16 protein-coding genes and 1 tRNA gene are annotated in these 17292 nt (G+C 71.9%); 7 read left to right on the forward strand and 10 right to left on the reverse strand.

Going from position 1 to position 17292, the window contains the following annotated elements:
• The coding region (locus CCN44_RS26150) for a flavin-containing monooxygenase (protein WP_086700068.1) at nucleotides 1-1350 on the reverse strand (1350 nt) is incomplete at its 3' end.
• A 177-nt stretch (nucleotides 1351-1527) separates the two neighbouring features.
• Here CCN44_RS26150 and CCN44_RS26155 point away from each other — a divergent pair.
• On the forward strand, nucleotides 1528-2148 hold the full coding sequence (locus CCN44_RS26155) for a MerR family transcriptional regulator (protein ID WP_059250904.1): 621 nt from the start codon (nucleotides 1528-1530) through the stop codon (nucleotides 2146-2148).
• A 7-nt stretch (nucleotides 2149-2155) separates the two neighbouring features.
• Here CCN44_RS26155 and CCN44_RS26160 read toward each other — a convergent pair whose 3' ends face one another.
• The gene (locus CCN44_RS26160) at nucleotides 2156-2959 is read right to left on the reverse strand and encodes an exodeoxyribonuclease III (RefSeq protein WP_059250903.1); all 804 of its coding nucleotides are present in this window, start codon (nucleotides 2957-2959) and stop codon (nucleotides 2156-2158) included.
• Between the two features lie 80 nt (nucleotides 2960-3039).
• Here CCN44_RS26160 and CCN44_RS26165 point away from each other — a divergent pair, with 80 nt between their 5' ends.
• Entirely contained in the window at nucleotides 3040-3516 is a 477-nt protein-coding gene (locus tag CCN44_RS26165; protein ID WP_059250901.1) for a GNAT family N-acetyltransferase, read from the forward strand.
• 239 nt (nucleotides 3517-3755) lie between these two features.
• Here CCN44_RS26165 and CCN44_RS26170 read toward each other — a convergent pair.
• The 7 genes from CCN44_RS26170 to galU all read right to left on the reverse strand — a co-directional run bounded on the left by CCN44_RS26170 (nucleotide 3756) and on the right by galU (nucleotide 9219).
• Nucleotides 3756-3829, reverse strand: a tRNA-Ala gene (locus CCN44_RS26170).
• A gap of 92 nt (nucleotides 3830-3921) precedes the next feature.
• Complete coding sequence (gene sepX / locus CCN44_RS26175; RefSeq protein ID WP_208639841.1) at nucleotides 3922-5100, reverse strand: divisome protein SepX/GlpR; 1179 nt, start codon at nucleotides 5098-5100, stop codon at nucleotides 3922-3924.
• Between the two features lie 126 nt (nucleotides 5101-5226).
• Nucleotides 5227-5871: a GNAT family N-acetyltransferase gene (locus tag CCN44_RS26180; RefSeq protein ID WP_059250900.1), complete on the reverse strand. Its 645-nt coding sequence runs from the start codon at nucleotides 5869-5871 to the stop codon at nucleotides 5227-5229.
• 20 nt (nucleotides 5872-5891) lie between these two features.
• Complete coding sequence (locus CCN44_RS26185; protein WP_059250897.1) at nucleotides 5892-6395, reverse strand: MogA/MoaB family molybdenum cofactor biosynthesis protein; 504 nt, start codon at nucleotides 6393-6395, stop codon at nucleotides 5892-5894.
• Nucleotides 6392-6904: a cyclic pyranopterin monophosphate synthase MoaC gene (gene moaC / locus CCN44_RS26190; RefSeq protein WP_059250894.1), complete on the reverse strand. Its 513-nt coding sequence runs from the start codon at nucleotides 6902-6904 to the stop codon at nucleotides 6392-6394. Before moaC ends, CCN44_RS26185 begins: the two co-directional genes overlap by 4 nt.
• An 84-nt stretch (nucleotides 6905-6988) precedes the next feature.
• Complete coding sequence (gene glp / locus CCN44_RS26195; RefSeq protein WP_086700074.1) at nucleotides 6989-8311, reverse strand: molybdotransferase-like divisome protein Glp; 1323 nt, start codon at nucleotides 8309-8311, stop codon at nucleotides 6989-6991.
• The gene (galU, locus tag CCN44_RS26200) at nucleotides 8308-9219 is read right to left on the reverse strand and encodes a UTP--glucose-1-phosphate uridylyltransferase GalU (protein ID WP_059255102.1); all 912 of its coding nucleotides are present in this window, start codon (nucleotides 9217-9219) and stop codon (nucleotides 8308-8310) included. Before galU ends, glp begins: the two co-directional genes overlap by 4 nt.
• 133 nt (nucleotides 9220-9352) lie before the next feature.
• Between galU and CCN44_RS26205 the strand changes: the two genes are divergently transcribed.
• The gene (locus CCN44_RS26205; RefSeq protein ID WP_086700097.1) at nucleotides 9353-9934 is read left to right on the forward strand and encodes a 5-formyltetrahydrofolate cyclo-ligase; all 582 of its coding nucleotides are present in this window, start codon (nucleotides 9353-9355) and stop codon (nucleotides 9932-9934) included.
• An 85-nt stretch (nucleotides 9935-10019) separates the two neighbouring features.
• Here the strand turns inward: CCN44_RS26205 and CCN44_RS26210 are convergent, their stop codons facing one another.
• On the reverse strand, nucleotides 10020-12911 hold the full coding sequence (locus CCN44_RS26210) for a penicillin acylase family protein (protein WP_086700077.1): 2892 nt from the start codon (nucleotides 12909-12911) through the stop codon (nucleotides 10020-10022).
• A gap of 196 nt (nucleotides 12912-13107) precedes the next feature.
• Here CCN44_RS26210 and CCN44_RS26215 point away from each other — a divergent pair, with 196 nt between their 5' ends.
• From CCN44_RS26215 to CCN44_RS26235, 4 genes are all read left to right on the forward strand, one after another.
• Nucleotides 13108-14637 (forward strand): potassium/proton antiporter, encoded by a 1530-nt coding sequence (locus CCN44_RS26215; protein WP_237481259.1) that lies wholly within the window; start codon nucleotides 13108-13110, stop codon nucleotides 14635-14637.
• 279 nt (nucleotides 14638-14916) lie between these two features.
• Nucleotides 14917-16215 (forward strand): MFS transporter, encoded by a 1299-nt coding sequence (locus CCN44_RS26225; protein ID WP_086700083.1) that lies wholly within the window; start codon nucleotides 14917-14919, stop codon nucleotides 16213-16215.
• Between the two features lie 67 nt (nucleotides 16216-16282).
• Nucleotides 16283-16588: an FmdB family zinc ribbon protein gene (locus CCN44_RS26230; protein ID WP_086700086.1), complete on the forward strand. Its 306-nt coding sequence runs from the start codon at nucleotides 16283-16285 to the stop codon at nucleotides 16586-16588.
• Nucleotides 16589-16685: 97 nt separating this feature from the next.
• Nucleotides 16686-17292: S-methyl-5'-thioadenosine phosphorylase (locus CCN44_RS26235; RefSeq protein ID WP_086700089.1), on the forward strand; the 607-nt coding region annotated here is incomplete at its 3' end.

Below are 17292 nucleotides of genomic sequence, written 5' to 3' on the forward strand. Positions count from 1 at the left end.
GCAGCCGCCGGTGTTCCACACCGTCCGCTTCATGCGTTCCTGGACCTTGCGGTTCCAGGCCGCGACGGCGCTGGGCCGGGCGTCGAGCGCGGTGTGGCCGCCGAGAACGTCGAGCTGGCGCAGGTAGTCGGCCAAGTAGTTCAGCTGGGACTCGATCATGAGGATCATGGAGGAGTTCCCGAGGCCGGTGTTGGGCCCGATGATCGTCAGGAAGTTCGGGAATCCGGCCGCCGAGCCGCCGCGCAACGCCTGCATGCCGTCCTTCCAGGACTCGGCCAGCGTGCTGCCCCCCGCGCCGACCACGCGCTCGGCGATGGGCATGTCGGTGACGTGGAAGCCCGTACCGAAGATGATCGCGTCGACCTCGGCCTCGGTGCCGTCGGCCGCGACGACCGTGGACCCGCGGATCTCGCTCAGCCCGGCGGCCACGACGTCCACGTTCGGCTTGGCCAGCGCCGGGTAGTACTCGCTGGACAGCAGGATCCGCTTGCAGCCGATGCGGTAGTCGGGGGTGAGCTTGGCACGCAGGGCCGGGTCCTTGATGGCACGGGCCATGTTCCGCTTGGCGAGCTGTTCGACCAGACCGAGTTCGTCCGGGTGCTTGGTGAACGCCTGCACCTGGAGCTCCCGGATGCCCCACAGCAGCCCGCGCCGGGCCTGGGCGGTGACGGGCAGCCGCCGGTGCAGCCACCGCTCGGCGCCGCTGATCGCCCGGTCGACGCGGGGCATCACCCACGGCGGGGTGCGCTGGAGGAGGGTCAGCCGGCCGACCCGCGGCTGGATGGCGGGCACGATCTGGATCGCGGAGGCGCCGGTGCCGACCATGGCGACCCGCTTGCCGCGCAGGTCGTAGTCGTGGTCCCAGCGGGCGGAGTGGAACACCTTGCCCGGGAAGGACTCCAGGCCGGGGATCTCGGGGATCTTCGGGTCGGACAGCGGCCCGGTGGCGGAGACCACGACGTCGGCGGTCAGCGTGCCGCGGCTGGTCTCGATGGTCCACCGCAGGTGGTCGCCGTCCCAGGTCATCAGCGTGACCTCGGAGCCGAAGCGGATGTGCGGGCGCAGCCCGAAGAGGTCGGTGACGTGCTCCAGGTAGGCGCGGATGTGGCGCTGCCCGGAGAAGGTGCGCGGCCAGTCGGGGTTGGGCGCGAAGGAGAAGGAGTAGAGGTGCGAGGGCACGTCGCAGGCGCACCCGGGATAGCTGTTGTCCCGCCAGGTGCCGCCGACGCTGTCCGCCCGCTCCAGGACCACGAAGTCGGTGATCCCCTCCCGGCGCAGCCGCACCGCGGCTCCCAGACCGCCGAACCCGGACCCGATCACCGCCACCCGTACATGCTCGTGCTCGGCCATCCCGAAGCCTCCACGCATCACCTAGGAACTCTGCCAGTGATTACTGGCGCAATGGGACTGTAGAGCAGGTGCGTACTGAGCGGTAGGGGGCGCGGGAAGGAAGTTACCGGCGGTACACCTTAGGCTGCGGGCGTGGCAGAGGACGCAGAACACCCCGGGGCCCGGCGCGAGTACCGCATGGAGGAGCTGGCCCGGCTGGCCGGCATCACCGTGCGCACCCTGCGCTTCTACCGCGAACGCAAGCTGATACCCCCGCCCCGCCGCGAGGGCCGTATCGCCTGGTACGACGACCACCACCTGGCCCGGCTGCGCACCATCGCGGCCCTGCTGGAGCGGGGCCACACGCTGAACGGCATCGCGGAACTCGCCGAGGCCCTCGACCAGGGCCGGGACGTCGCCGACCTGCTCGGCGTCGGCACCCCCACCGAGGAGGAGCCGGTCCGTCTCACCCCCGAGGAACTCGCCGCCCGCTTCGAGGGCCAGGTCACGCCCGAGAACCTCGCCGCCGCCCTGGAGCTGGGCTACCTCGGCACCGACGGCGACGAGATCGTCCACATCAGCCGGCGCCTACTGGACGTCTCCTCCGCCCTGGTCCGCGAGGGCATCCCGCTCGCCGAGGTGCTGTCCGCCGCGGCCCGCGTCCGCGAGCACGCCGAGGCGCTCGCCGACCTGTTCGCCGACGTGATCCTGCGCCACGCCCCCGAGGACGACCTGCGGCGGCTGCGCCCGCTGGCCCGCAGTGTGGTGGAGGCGGAACTCTCGCTGGCGCTGGACCGCCGGCTGAACAAAAGGGACTGAGGCGGCCCTAGAGGTCGTAGACGACGGTCACCGGCGCGTGGTCCGACCACCGCTCGGCGTGCGTGGCGGCGCGCTCGACCAGGCCCTTGACCGCCTTGCCGGCCAGCCCGGGCGTGGCGACGTGGTAGTCGATGCGCCAGCCCGAGTCGTTGTCGAAGGCCCGCCCGCGGTACGACCACCAGGTGTACGGCCCCTCGGCGTCCGGGTGCAGGGCGCGGACGACGTCGACGTACCCGCCCTCGTCGGCGGCGAAGACCCGGCCGAGCCAGTCCCGCTCCTCCGGCAGGAAGCCGGAGTTCTTGGTGTTGCCACGCCAGTTCTTGAGGTCGGCCTGCCGGTGGGCGATGTTCCAGTCGCCGCAGACCAGGACCTCGCGCCCGTCGGCGGCGGCCCGCTCGCGCAGCTCCTTCAGATGGGCGAGGAACTCGCCCATGAACCGCATCTTCTCGTCCTGCCGCTCGGTGCCGACCTCGCCGGAGGGCAGATAGAGGGAGGCGACGGTGACGCCGGGCAGCTCGGCCTCGACGTACCGCCCGCTGCCGTCGAACTCGGCGGAGCCGAAGCCGACCCGGACCCGGTCGGGCTCGCGCCGGGTGTAGAGGGAGACGCCCGCGCGGCCCTTGGCGGCGGCCGGGGCGTGCACCACGTGCCAGCCGTCGGGCTGCCGGACCTCCTCGGGCAGCTGGTGCGGCTCGGCGCGCACCTCCTGCAGGCAGACGACGTCCGCCTCGGTCCCGGCGAGCCACTCCACGAAGCCCTTCTTCGCGGCGGCCCGCAGTCCGTTCACGTTCACCGAGGTCACAGTCAGCACCCCGGCACGATACCGGCACACTGGTCCGGGTCCGAAAAATCCAGGACCCCCGCCGACTGCATAGAAGTACGATGCCCAGCATGCTTATACGCCGCGTTCGTTTCGATCACCCCGACGCCGTCAAGCTCAACGACGAGGTCCAGGCCGAGTACCACCTGCGCTACGGCGACGGCGGTGACGCCACGGCCCTGGACGCCGCCGACTTCGACCCGCCCCGGGGCGTGTACCTGATCGCGTACGACGAGCACGACCGCCCGGTGGCGACCGGCGGCTGGCGCAGCCAGGACCGCAACGAAGAGGGCAACGAGGACGGCGACGCCGAACTGAAGCGCATGTACGTCATCGAGGAGATGCGCGGCCGGGGCCTGGCCCGGCGGATGCTCGCGGCCCTGGAGGAGGACGCCCGCACGGCCGGCCGGATCCGCATGGTCCTGGAGACCGGCACCAAGCAGCCGGAGGCCATCGCCCTGTACACCTCCAGCGGCTACGAGCCGTGCGCCAAGTTCGGCTACTACCGCCACCACGAGGAGAGCCTCTGCTACGCCAAGCGGCTCTGAGCCCGCCCGCTCCACAAGGAAGCCGGGCGGTGGAAGAACTCCAGCAGCTTCTCGACGGCGGGCGCGAGCCGGATCCGCCCGCCGAGCCGGTCGCGGTCTTACGGAACGTCACCCGGCGACGCGGTCCGCCGCCCATCCCCTCCGGGAACCTCCGTGAACCTCCGCAACTTCCGCGAGCTTCCGCGGAAACGACGAAGATCCCGACCGGTCATGATGACCGACGGGATCTCGTCGTGCAGTGGACCTGAGGGGATTTGAACCCCTGGCCCCCTCGATGCGAACGAGGTGCGCTACCGGACTGCGCCACAGGCCCTTGCAACGAGTGAAACTTTAGCATCCCGATCGGGGTGCTTGGAAATCCGCTCCCTGACTGGTCAGAGCTGGGGTGCCGACAAGTGACCTGGGTCACTCGTTGGCCGCGCGCGGGCGGTCGCCGTCCTCGTACTGGTCGAACAGGGGCGTGCGTCCGCGCTCCCGGGCCCGGCGCGCCGAGGCCGCACGGCGGGCGTCGCCGTGGCCGCCGGCCGGCTTCTCCCCGGGAGCGGGGGCCGGTTCCGCCTCGCTCTCCGGCGCCTGCGCCTCGTGCTCCGGGGCCACCGCGCTGGACCGCGCCGAACTCCAGGTGTCGGGCGCCCCGAGATCCACGTCGGAGGTGGCACGCGGGGCCACCGGCGCGGTGACGTACGTCGGCAGCGGCACCGGCACCGGGTCCCAGCTGTCCCCGTGGCCGGGCCGCCGCTGCCGCTCCCGCTGCTGGTCGACCCACTCGGCGTGGTCGGTCTGCTCGACGAGGGCGCGCCGGTCGGCGGCGAGCGCCGAGAGGCCGGTGTCCGTGCCGGTGTCCGGGGCGTCCGCCGTCTCCTCCGCGCCGGGGTCCGCGTCGAGCGGCGCGCGCCGGTGCGGCTGACGCTCCCGCAGACGCTGGGCGGCGGCCTCGGCGTGCCGGCGGTCCATCTGGTAGGCGAACCGGCGGCGCTCCTGCGTGCGCAGGTAGGCGATGTACGCGCTCAGCAGGACCGCGGGCACGCCGGGCACCCACAGGAAGGCGAGTCCGCCGACGGCGGCCACGATCGCGCCGAGTGTGAAGGCGAGGAAGAGCATCACGGTGGTACGCCGACGGCGTGCGAGCACCTTCGAGCGCCGGGCGCGCGCCGCGGCCGTCTGCGCCGAGAGCGCCTGATGCTGCGCGGATGCGGTTCCGGAGGCGGGTGCGGACGCCGGTCTGGGCTCCGGCTCGGGGGTGTGGTCCGGCGCCGGGTCGAGGCCGGCGGATGCCTCGGCCTCGCTCTCCGGGGCCGCCTGAAGGCGGGTCGGAGGCACGGCGAAGGCCCGGACGTCCACCGAGTCGGTGACGGCGTCCGGATCGACGGCGTCCGGCTCCCCCTCCTGGGCGGAGCGCGCCCGCAGGTCCCTGGCGTAACGGCGCTCCATACCCGCCCGTCCGGACAGCAGCCGGATGGCGGTGCTGAAGCGTTCCGTCGGACGGGCCTCGTTCAGCTCGTCCTGCCTACGGAGCCACATCGGCACCAAGTAGGCGGCCCAGGCCCCGACAATGACTGCGTAGATGAGGCCGCTGCTGCTCACGCCTCACACGGTAGAGGGGTTTGCGTGAGCCCATCCGCCAATTGGGCCGGTGTGTCGCACGATCCGGCTCATATTTCGAGCATTTTTTGAGACGGATACGATCAGAATTTCGAACACATTTTCCATTTACTGACTCTCGGTGCGCTGCCCCTGGGTGCGCTGACCCTCCGTGCGCCGGTCGCCTCGGGAGCGTGCCCGCTTCCACCGCGCGAGCAACCCGTCGGGCACCTCTTCCGCGGTGAGCGCGAAGACGAGATGGTCGCGCCAGGCGCCGTCGATGTGCAGATAACGCGGCCGGAGCCCCTCCTCGCGGAATCCGAGTTTCTCCACGACCCGCCGGCTCGGCCGGTTCTCGGGGCGAATGCACACCTCGATGCGGTGCAGTCCGACGGTGCGGAAACAGTGGTCCACCACGAGCGCGACGGCCGTCGGCATCACCCCGCGCCCGGCCACCGCCTCGTCCACCCAGTAGCCGACATGGCCCGAGCACATCGATCCCCAGGTGATGCCGGCCACCGTCAACTGCCCGACCAGCCGCCCCTGGTACTCGATGACGAACGGCAGCATCCGGCCCGCCCCGGCCTCCGCGCGCAGGTGCCGGACCATCTGGCGGTAGGTCGGCCGGTGCGTGATCGGTCCGCTCGGCGTGGGCGGCGGGATCGTCGCCTCCCAGGGGCGCAGCCACTCGCGGTTGCGCCGGTTCACCTCGCGCCAGGCCCGCTGGTCGCGCAGCTTTATCGGCCGGAGGACGACATCGCCGTCCGCCAGCACGACGGGCCAGGAAGGGCTGTTCAGCTCGCACCCCCGCTGCTGCCGGGTCTGGGATGGTCACCGCCGCGGATCTGGTCGACGGCGTGGACGAGCAGCGGCTCCAGCACGGCGAGCCCGTCGCGCACCCCGCCGGTCGATCCGGGCAGGTTCACGATCAGCGTCCCCGCGGCCACCCCGGCCAGGCCCCGGGACAGCGCGGCGGTCGGCACCTTCTCCCGCCCGTACGCGCGGATGGCCTCCGCGATGCCCGGCACCTCGTGGTCGATCACCGCGCGGGTCGCCTCGGGCGTGCGGTCGGTGGGCGTCAGGCCGGTGCCGCCGGTGGTGACGATGACGTCGTACCCGGACTCGACGCCCGCGCGCAGGGCCGCTTCGACAGGGGCGCCGTCGGGGACCACCCGGGGGCCGTCGACGGCGAAGCCGAGGCCGGCGAGGCCGTCGGCGACCAGCGGGCCGCCCCTGTCCGCGTAGACACCGGCGGCGGCCCGGTTGGAGGCGGTGATCACCAGAGCGCGGTAGGTCATGCCCGGCTCCAGTCGCCCGACTTGCCGCCCGTCTTCTCCTCCACCCGTACGTCCGTGATGACCGCTCCCTTGTCGACCGCCTTGACCATGTCGATCACGGTGAGCGCGGCGACCGTCACGGCGGTGAGGGCCTCCATCTCGACGCCCGTGCGATCCGTCGTCTTCACGGTGGCCCGGATCTCCACGGCGTCGTCCGCGACCGACAGATCCAGTGTCACACCGGACACCGACAACGGGTGGCACAGCGGGATCAGGTCCGGGGTCCGCTTGGCCCCCATGATCCCGGCGATGCGCGCGGTGGCGAGGGCGTCCCCCTTGGGCACCCCCGCGCCGCGCAGCAGCTCGATCACCCGCGGTGAGACGAGGACCCGGCCGCTGGCGCGGGCGGTCCGCGCGGTCACGTCCTTCCCGGATACGTCGACCATGCGGGCCGCGCCCGCCTCGTCGAGGTGCGTCAGTCGGTCCTGCACAGGGGCTCCGGGGGTCTCCCCCCGGGAAGGCTGGGTCATGGCTGTGGCGCTCCCGGTCCGGGCCCGTCGCGGTGCGGCGCGCGGGCCTGCTGTGCGCGACACGGTACCGCCAAGCCGCGGGGCTCAGCCGAGCAGGACCACCTCGACCTCGCTGCCGGGCTCGACCGACTCCACGGCCTCCGGGACCACGATCAGCGCGTCGGCCCGGGCCAGCGCCGCGATCAGGTGGGACCCGGCACCGCCCACGGGGGTCACCTCGCCGTCGGCGTACGTCCCGCGCAGGAACTGGCGGCGCCCCTTGGGCGAGCGGAGCGCCTGCTCCGCCTTCAGGGCGGCCCGCGCGCGGGGCCGGTGCAGATCCGTGACGCCCATCAGGGCGCGGATGGCGGGGCGGACGAACAGCTCGAAGGAGACGTACGAGGACACGGGGTTGCCGGGCAGCGCCAGCAGCGGTGTGTGGTCGGGGCCGACGGAGCCGAAGCCCTGGGGCTTGCCGGGCTGCATGGCGAGCTTGCGGAACTCGACGCCGCTGCCCGGCTCGTCCGCGTCGCCGACGTACGACAGCGCCTCCTTGACGACGTCGTACGCCCCGACGCTCACCCCGCCCGTGGTCACCAGCAGGTCCGCGCGGATGAGCTGGTCCTCGATGGTGGAGCGGAGGGTCTCGGCGTCGTCGGCGACGGCGCCCACCCGGTAGGCGATGGCGCCCGCGTCCCGCGCGGCGGCGGTGAGGGCGAAGCTGTTGGAGTCGTAGATCTGGCCCGCGGCCAGTTCCTCGCCGGGCTGGACGAGTTCGCTGCCGGTGGACAGCACGACCACGCGCGGGCGCGGGCGCACGCGCACCGTGCCGCGGCCGATCGCGGCGAGCAGCGCGATCTGCGGCGGGCCGAGGACCGTCCCGGCCTCCAGCGCGAGGTCTCCGGCCTTCACGTCGCTGCCCTTGGCCCGCACGTGCGCGCGTGCCTCGGCGGGGCGGTACACGTGCACGTGCCCCTCGGCGCCCTCGGGGGCCAGGCTGCGCGCCCGCATGCCGCTCACCGGGCCCTCGCCGAGCCCGCCGTCGGTCCACTCGACGGGGACGACGGCCTCGGCGCCGGGCGGCAGCGGCGCCCCGGTCATGATGCGCGCGGCCTGTCCGGGGCCGACCCGCACCGGCTCGGCCGCGCCGGCCGCGACGTCCCCGACGACCTCCAGGACGGCCGGGAACTCCTCGCCGGCGCCCGCCACGTCCGCGACCCGCACCGCGTACCCGTCCATGGAGCTGTTGTCGAACGGCGGCAGGGACACCGGCACCGTGACGTCGTCGACCAGGACGCAGCCCTGGGCGTCGAGCAGGTTCAGCTCGATGGGTTCGAGGGGGCGGACGGTCGAGAGGATGTCCTCCAGATGCTCGTCCACCGACCACAGGTCGTCCGGGCCGGCGGGGCTGGTCGCGGCGCTGCTCAAGATTGCTGCATCTCCTCGGCTACGTAACTGCGAAGCCAGGTCCGGAACTCCGGGCCCAGGTCTTCACGTTCGCACGCGAGTCTGACAATGGCACGCAGATAGTCGCCGCGGTCCCCGGTGTCGTAGCGGCGGCCCTTGAAGACGACGCCGTGCACCGGGCCGCCGACCTTCTCGTCCTGCGCGAGCTGCTGGAGGGCGTCGGTGAGCTGGATCTCGCCGCCGCGGCCCGGCTCGGTCGTGCGCAGTATGTCGAAGACGTGCGGGTCGAGGACGTACCGGCCGATGACCGCGTAGGTCGACGGGGCGTCCGCCGGGTCCGGCTTCTCGACCAGACCGGTGACCTTCACGACGTCCCCGTCGGAGGTGGCCTCCACGGCCGCGCAGCCGTAGAGGTGGATCTGCTCGGGCGCGACCTCCATGAGGGCGATCACGCTGCCGCCGTGCTGCTCCTGGACGTCGATCATACGGCGCAGCAGGGGGTCCCGCGGGTCGATCAGGTCGTCACCGAGGAGGACGGCGAAGGGCTCGCGGCCGACGTGCGGGGCGGCGCACAGCACGGCGTGGCCGAGGCCCCTGGGGTCGCCCTGGCGCACGTAGTGCATGGTGGCCAGGTCGCTGGACTCCTGGACCTTCGCCAGCCGTTCGGCGTCGCCCTTCTTCTCGAGCGCCGACTCCAGCTCGTAGTTCCGGTCGAAGTGGTCCTCCAGGGGGCGCTTGTTGCGCCCGGTGATCATGAGGACGTCGTCGAGCCCCGCCGACACGGCCTCCTCGACCACGTACTGGATCGCCGGCTTGTCGACGACCGGCAGCATCTCCTTGGGAGTGGCTTTGGTAGCCGGCAGGAACCGGGTGCCGAGGCCGGCCGCGGGAATGACAGCCTTGCTGATCCTGGGGTGGGACTGAGTCATGCCCGCCACCATATCCGGTGCCTTTGTGGGGAATCAGTGGCTCCGGTTGCTTGACCCTCATATGACCTGCATTAAGAAGGGCGCGGAACGACCAGTGGGACACGACGGACGCACCGGCGAGCCTGACAAGCGCATGTTGCGGCGAGAGCTCCTCTCGGTGAGGAACAGGTTGACGGCGGATGACGTGCGGGAGGCGGGCCGGGCGCTGGCCGAGCGCGCCCTGGAGCTGCCCGAGCTGGCGCGTGGGCGCACGGTGGCGGCGTACGTCTCCGTCGGGAGCGAACCCGGCACGCTCGCGCTGCTGGACGCGCTGCGCGCGCGGGGCGTGCGCGTCCTGCTGCCCGCCCTCCTGCCGGACAACGATCTGGACTGGGGCGAGTACACCGGTCCGGACTCCCTCGCGCGGATCCAACATGGCGGAAAAATGGCGCTGTTCGAGCCCTCCGGGACGCGGCTCGGACCGGACGCCGTGACGGCCGCGGACGTCGTCCTGCTGCCCGGGCTCGCGGTGGACGCGCACGGGATGCGCCTCGGGCGCGGCGGAGGGTCGTACGACCGGGTGCTGGCCCGGCTGGAGCGCGCGGGCGCCCGCCCCCGGCTCGTGGTGCTGCTGTACGACACGGAGGTCGTCGCCCGCGTCCCCGCGGAGGCGCACGACAAGCCGGTGCACGCGGTGGTGACGCCCTCCGGGGTGCGCCGCTTCCCGGGCCCCTGACCCGGCTGCGGCACAGCACGGCAACGGCCCTCCACGCGCGCGTGGAGGGCCGTTGCCGTGCAGCCGTCGGGTGCCTAGGGGGCGGTCACGGCTTGAGGACGAGCGTGTCGCTCGTGCTCTTGTCCACCGCCTTGTCCGAGAACGACCAGGGCAGCAGCTCACCCTTGGCCCACTTGCCCGTCTGGTCGGTGTAGTGCGCGTTGAAGGCGTGCCCGGAGGCGCCGGTCAGGTTGATCCACTTGGACTTGTCGAGGTCGGCGAGGTTGACCACCATCCGCATGGACGGCACCCACACCACGTCGTAGCCGCCGGCCGCGTTCCAGCCGCTCGCGTTCACCGTGGCCTCGCCGCCGCTGAGCTTCCACGGGCCGCGGTTGAGCAGGTACTGCAGGACCTTGGGGCCCTCGGTGCCGAGCGTCTGGTTCTTCAGGAACAGCCGGTGCAGGCGGCCCCAGCTCCAGGTGTCGATGTCCTTGCCGAGCTTGGCGGTCAGCTCCCAGCGGGCGTCGATCAGGGCCCGCGCGAAGAGCTGGTCGCGGTTCTCGGCGGCGGGGCGGGTGCCCGACTTGGGCGTCTTCCACCAGTCGCTGTCCGGCTTCTCCATCTGGGTGCGCACGACCTCGAACCAGCGGTCGCCGCCGTCCGGCTGCGCCTGGTCGCCGTCGCGCTGGCCGCACTCGCGCACCTTGGTGTCGTCGTCCACCGGGCCGGTGCTGTCGATCTTGTCGACCCACAGGCACTGCCCCTTGGCGCGCACCTCCTTGGGGAGCTTGTTGCCGAAGGCGAGCTTGAGGATGTTGCGCCAGACCGCGTTGAAGTAGGCGGCCGCCGCGGAGTCGGCGTCCTGGGTGTAGTCCCAGCCCTCCAGCAGCTTCTGCGCCTCGCGGACGTCCGGGTCGTCCAGGTTGATCTTCAGCAGCTTGGGCACCAGGAGCTTGGCGATCTCGCTGCTGTTGTCCAGCTGCATCTGGCGCATGTCGTCCGTGGAGATCTTGCCGCCGTCCTTGATCTTGGACTCGATCAGGTCGGTGATGCGCTGGCTGCGGGTGCCGTAGCCCCAGTCGGTGGTCAGCGTGTACGGGTACTTCTCCGGGTCGACTACGGCCTGGTTCGCCGTGACGATGTAGCCGCGCTTCGGGTCGTACTCGTAGGGCAGCTCGTCCGGCTCGATGAAGCCCGTCCAGCGGTACTTCGAGTCCCAGCCCGGCGCCGGCACGGCGCCGGCGTCCTTGGCGGAACGGGTGGGGATCCTGCCGGGCAGCGTGTAGCCGATGTGGTTGTCCGTGCTGGCGTAGATCAGGTTCTGCGACGGCACGTCGAACAGGGCCGCCGCGGCGCGGAAGTCCTCCCAGTCCGCGGCCTTGTCCAGGGCGAACACGGCGTCCATGGTCGTGCCCGGGTCGAGCGCGGTCCACCGCAGGGCGATGCCGTAGCCGTCGCCGCGGTCGGGCGCGGCGGTGTTCACGGTGGCCTTCTTGCCGACCTGGACGAGTTCGTCGTCACGGTCGGACAGCAGCGGCATCCCGTCCTGGGTCTGGCGGACGACGATCGTCTTGTCCTGGCCGCCGGCGACCTTGATGGTCTCCTCGCGGGTCTTGAACGGCCGGACCTTGCCGTCGTACAGGTAGCCGTTCGCGCTGACCTTCTCCAGGTAGAGGTCGGTGACGTCGACCCCGGAATTGGTCAGGCCCCAGGCGATCCTGGCGTTGTGGCCGATGATCACACCGGGCATGCCGGCGAACGTGTAGCCCGCGACGTCGTACTGGCACTTGCTGGAGACGGTCCGGCAGTGCAGGCCCATCTGGTACCAGACCGACGGCAGGGACGCCGACAGGTGCGGGTCGTTGGCGAGCAGCGGCTTGCCGGAGATGGTGTACTTCCCGCCGACCACCCAGGAGTTGGAGCCGATGCCCTGGCCGTTCACACCGACGGCCGTGGGCAGGTCGTCCAGGGCCTTGTAGAGGCCGCCCAGCTGGCTCGTGAGGCCCGCACCGGTCCCGGCCGAGGCCGAGGACCCGGTGGTGCCCGCCGTGCCCTGAGAGGAGCCCGTGGCGCCGCCGGTCGTGCCCTGGGAGGCGGTGGCGCCGCCCGTCGTGCCCTGGGTGCCGCCCGTCGTGCCTCCGGTGGAGCCGGTCGCGCTCCCGGTGGAACCGGTCGCGCCGCTCTGCCGGAAGGCCTTGGTCAGCTCGTCGTACTGGCCCTCCTGGACGATCGGCTTGTTGCGGCCGTAGGGATACGCCGGGTACAGGTCCTGGATCTGCTGCGGGCCGAGGCGGCTGGTCATCAGGGCGCGGTCGATCTCGTCCTGCATGTTGCCGCGCAGGTCCCAGGCCATCGCCTTCAGCCACGCGACGGAGTCGACCGGGGTCCACTTCTCCGGCTTGTAGTCGTTGGTGAAGCCCAGGGCCGCGTACTCCAGGGAGATGTCCTTGCCGTTCTTGCCCTGGAGGTAGGCGTTGACCCCCTTGGCGTAGGCCCGGAGGTACTTCTTGGTGGAGTCCGACAGCTTGGTGTCGTACTCCTGCTTCGCGATCCGGTGCCAGCCGAGCGTGCGCAGGAACTCGTCGTTCTCGACCTGGCTCTTGCCGAACATCTCCGACAGGCGCCCGGCGGTCATGTGCCGGCGCACGTCCATCTCGTAGAACCGGTCCTGCGCCTGGACGAAGCCCTGCGCCATGAACAGGTCCTCGTCCGAGGACGCGTAGATCTGCGGGATGCCGTTGCCGTCCCGCTTCACGTCGACCGGCCCGGACAGACCGTCGAGCTTGATCGTTCCCGTGGTCTGCGGGAAGGAGGCGCGGACCGTGCTGATCGACCAGTACGCCCCGTAGGCGACGCCTCCGATGATGGCAAGCACCAGGACCAGCACCAGCAAACGGGCTTTGCGCCCCTTCTTCTTCCTGCCGGACTTGCCGGGCGTGGCACTCGCACCCGTGGTGGCGGTGTCACCCGTTGTGGCGGTGATGTTGGGGGGCATCGCTGTCCTTGCTGTCCTAACGCGAGCGGCAGGTCGGGCTGTGACTTTGAATGAGCGCTGGAGCAACCATAGGCGCAGGGCCCTGTCCCGCTGGACGCGGAGTCGGGAACCAGCGCGCACGAGCGTTCGATCTTGCCCCGGCGATCGTCAAGAAAGCGTCAAGAATTAGGTAAGCTAACGAAGTAACCGGAGGCCTCTGCCCAGATCCGAGGAGGAACGCCCGCTGACTGTTCACCACCTCAACCAGCTCCTGCTCGTCTGCTCCGTCGTCCTGCTCGTCGCCGTCGCGGCCGTCCGGATCTCCTCCCGCAGCGGGCTCCCCAGCCTGCTCGTCTACCTGGGGATCGGCGTCCTCATGGGCCAGGACGGCATCGGCGGCATCCATTTCAACAGCGCCGAAGTGACCCAGGTCATGGGATACGCGGCCCTGGTCGTGATCCTCGCCGAGGGCGGCCTGGGCACGAAGTGGAACCAGATCCGGCCGGTCCTGTCGTCCGCCTCCGTCCTGGCGACGGTGGGCGTCGCGATCAGCGTCGGGGTCACCGCGGCGGGCGCGCACTATCTGGTCGGGCTGGAGTGGCGGCAGGCGCTCATCATCGGCGCGGTGGTGTCGTCGACGGACGCGGCGGCGGTCTTCTCGGTGCTCCGCAGAATCCCCCTCCCCGCGCGCGTGACGGGCACGCTGGAGGCGGAGTCCGGCTTCAACGACGCCCCGGTGGTCATCCTGGTCGTCGCCTTCTCCACGGCCGGCCCGGTCGAGCACTGGTACCTCCTGCTCGGCGAGATCGCCCTGGAGCTGGCCATCGGCGCCGCCGTGGGCCTCACGGTGGGCTGGATCGGCGCCTGGGGGCTGCGGCACGTCGCCCTGCCCGCCTCGGGTCTCTACCCGATCGCCGTGATGGCCATCGCCGTCACCGCGTACGCGGCCGGCGCCCTGGCGCACGGCAGCGGCTTCCTCGCCGTCTACCTGGCCTCGATGCTCCTCGGCAACGCCAAGCTGCCCCACTGGCCCGCCACCCGCGGCTTCGCCGAGGGGCTCGGCTGGATCGCGCAGATCGGCATGTTCGTCGTCCTCGGCCTGCTGGTCACCCCGCACGAGCTGGGCGACGACGTCTGGCCCGCCCTGGTCATCGGGCTGGTGCTGACCATGGTGGCCCGCCCGCTGAGCGTGGTGGGCAGCCTGGCGCCGTTCCGGGTGCCGTGGCGGGAGCAGGCCCTGATGTCGTGGGCCGGCCTGCGCGGCGCCGTGCCCATCATCCTGGCGACCATCCCCATGGTGAACGGCGTCGACGCCAGCCGCCGCATCTTCAACATCGTCTTCGTCCTGGTCGTCGTCTACACCCTCGTCCAGGGGCCGACCCTGCCCTGGCTGGGCCGCGCCCTGCGGCTGGGCGAGCAGGGCGAGGCCGCCGACCTCGGCATCGAGTCGGCGCCCCTGGAGCGGTTGCAGGGCCACCTGCTGTCCGTCTCCATCCCCGAGGGCTCCCGGATGCACGGCGTGGAGGTCAGCGAGCTGCGGCTGCCGCCCGGCGCGGCCGTCACCCTGGTCGTGCGCGAGGAGAAGTCGTTCGTGCCGCTGCCCACGACGGTGCTGCGACGCGGTGACGAGCTGCTGGTCGTCGCCACCGACCCGGTCCGCGACGCGGCGGAACGGCGGCTGCGCGCGGTCGCCCACGGCGGCAAGCTGGCGGGCTGGCTGGGCACGGACGGTGGCAGCTCGCGCTGAGGGCGTGTTCCGTACGGTTCACACCCCGCGGAAACCCAGGTGGCGGCCGTGATGGTGCTCGCTTTCACAGCTGTGACAGGCGTGATCCCTGTACGATGAAGGCGCACCCTGATCGAACCAACTCTGCCTGATGCAGAGCTGGCGCGACCGTATGGCGGCCGGGTCGCCCCCACCACCCGCAGTGGGCGCCGGCATCTACCGCAGTCCGCGCAAGAGGACAGCTCTCGGCGCCCGGCCCGCACGGGGCCCGCGCTACCAGGCGGCAGAAAGGCACGGGCCGTGGGATCCACGGTCACCACCACCGAACCGGAGAAGACCTCGCCGGCGTCCTCCCGCCCCGGATACGGACAGCTGCTGCGCACGCGCGGCGCCTGGACGTTCCTGCTCCCCGGCTTCGCGGCGCGCCAGCCGTTCGCGATGCTCACCCTCTCCATCGTGCTGCTCGTGCAGCACACCACCGGCTCGTACGGCGCCGCGGGCGCCGTCGCGGCCGCCACCGGCGTCTCCATGGCGCTGTTCGCGCCGTACAGCGGGCGGCTCGCCGACCGCTACGGCCAGCGTGCCGTCCTGGTCCCCGGCGTCCTGGTGCACACGCTCGCCGGCCTGTCCCTGACGGCCCTCGCCCTGGCGCACGCCCCCCTGTGGGCGCTGTTCCTGGCGGCCGTCCCCACCGGCGCCTCGGTGCCGCAGGTCGGCCCCATGGTGCGGGCGCGCTGGGGCGTGAAGCTCCAGGGGTCGCCCCTGATGACCACCGCGGCGGCCTTCGAGTCGGTCACCGACGAGCTGACCTTCGTCCTCGGCCCCCTGCTGGCGACCGCGCTGTGCACCGCCGTGACACCGGCGGCCGGCCTGGTCACGGAGGCCGCGCTGACCCTCGTCGGCGGTCTGCTGTTCGCCGCGCAGAAGAGCACCCAGCCGCCGGTGTCGGCCGACAGCGGCCACGCGCGCGTGGAGCACACCTCCGCCCTGCGCGTCCCGGGCGTGCGCGTGCTGATCGTGACGTTCCTGGGCATCGGCTCGGTCTTCGGCGGCATGCAGGTGTCGCTCGCGGCCTTCACCGAGTCGATCGGCGAGCCCGGCCTGAACGGCGTCCTGTACGGCGTCTTCGCCGCCGGCAACATGCTGTCCGGCATCGCCTGCGGCGCGATCGCCTGGAAGGTCGCCCCGCACAAGCGCCTGGTGCTCGGTTACACGGCGCTCGCGCTGGCGGCGTCCGCCCTGTGGACGGCGCACTCGGTGCTGCTGCTCGCCGCGCTCGGCCTGCTGGTCGGCATGTGCATCGCGCCGTCGCTCATCACGGGCTACACGCTGGTCGAGAACCTGGTCCCGGCCGGCGCCCGCACCGAGGCCTTCACCTGGCTGACCGGCGCGGTCGCGCTCGGCCAGGCCGCCGCCGTGACGGTCGCGGGGCAGCTGGAGGACCGGCTGTGGGACGGCGCCGGGTTCCTGGTGCCGATGGCCGGCACCGTGCTCGCGCTGGCGACCCTCCTGACCCTGCGCTCCCGGCTGGTCCCGCGGCCCGGGAACCGCGCGGTCGCGCGTGGCGTCGGTCACCGCGTGCCGGTCACGGTGGACTGATCCCCGGGAATACGTCACTATGGACCGTCGTTAGCACTCATTGAGTGAGAGTGCCAGGAGGAAGACAGTGCCGACCTACCAGTACCAGTGCACCGAGTGCGGCGAGGGCCTTGAGGCGGTGCAGAAGTTCACCGACGACGCCCTGACCGAGTGCCCCAGCTGCAAGGGCCGCCTGAAGAAGGTGTTCTCCGCGGTCGGCATCGTCTTCAAGGGCTCCGGGTTCTACCGCAACGACTCCCGCGGCTCCACGTCGAGCAGCACCCCGGCGTCCAAGCCGGCCGGCTCCTCGTCCGACTCGAAGACGTCCTCGTCGTCGTCCTCGACGTCGTCCTCGTCCTCGTCGTCGAGCTCCACCAGCAGCTCCGCCGCCTGACCACTCCGCCCGGACCCTGCCGTCGCCCGACGGCGGGGTCGTCGGCGTCTCCGGCACCCGCTCCCCCGCGGTTTCGCGGGCCGCTAGTGTGCTGGTCATGGCGAACGCAGAGATCGGCGTAATCGGCGGTTCGGGTTTCTACTCCTTCCTCGACGACGTGACCGAGGTCCAGGTGGACACCCCCTACGGAGCGCCCAGCGACTCCCTCTTCCTCGGCGAGGTCGCCGGGCGGCGGGTCGCCTTCCTGCCCCGGCACGGCCGCGGCCACCACCTGCCGCCGCACCGCATCAACTACCGCGCCAACCTGTGGGCCCTGCGCTCGCTCGGGGTCCGGCAGGTGCTCGGTCCCTGCGCGGTGGGCGGGCTGCGCCCGGAGTACGGCCCGGGCACCCTGCTCGTACCGGACCAGTTCGTGGACCGTACGAAGACCCGGGCCCAGACGTACTTCGACGGGCTGCCGCTGCCCGACGGCACCGTGCCGAACGTCGTGCACGTGTCCATGGCCGACCCCTACTGCCCCACCGGGCGGGCCGCCGCGCTGAAGGCGGCCCGCGGCCGGGACTGGGAGCCGGTGGACGGCGGCACGCTGGTCGTGGTCGAGGGCCCGCGCTTCTCGACCCGCGCCGAATCGTTGTGGCACCGGGCGCAGGGCTGGTCGGTGGTGGGCATGACCGGCCACCCCGAGGCCGCGCTCGCCCGGGAGC

Source organism: Streptomyces tricolor (assembly GCF_002155905.1).
In the GTDB taxonomy this organism is placed as follows: domain Bacteria; phylum Actinomycetota; class Actinomycetes; order Streptomycetales; family Streptomycetaceae; genus Streptomyces; species Streptomyces tricolor.

Coding starts and splice junctions, on each gene's coding strand:
- CCN44_RS26155 (WP_059250904.1), top strand. CDS start 1,528: ATGGAGGAGCTGGCCCGGCTGGCCGGCATCACCGTGCGCACCCTGCGC.
- CCN44_RS26165 (WP_059250901.1), top strand. CDS start 3,040: ATGCTTATACGCCGCGTTCGTTTCGATCACCCCGACGCCGTCAAGCTC.
- CCN44_RS26185 (WP_059250897.1), bottom strand. CDS start 6,395: ATGACCTACCGCGCTCTGGTGATCACCGCCTCCAACCGGGCCGCCGCC.
- moaC (WP_059250894.1), bottom strand. CDS start 6,904: ATGACCCAGCCTTCCCGGGGGGAGACCCCCGGAGCCCCTGTGCAGGAC.
- galU (WP_059255102.1), bottom strand. CDS start 9,219: ATGACTCAGTCCCACCCCAGGATCAGCAAGGCTGTCATTCCCGCGGCC.
- CCN44_RS26205 (WP_086700097.1), top strand. CDS start 9,353: ATGTTGCGGCGAGAGCTCCTCTCGGTGAGGAACAGGTTGACGGCGGAT.
- CCN44_RS26210 (WP_086700077.1), bottom strand. CDS start 12,911: ATGCCCCCCAACATCACCGCCACAACGGGTGACACCGCCACCACGGGT.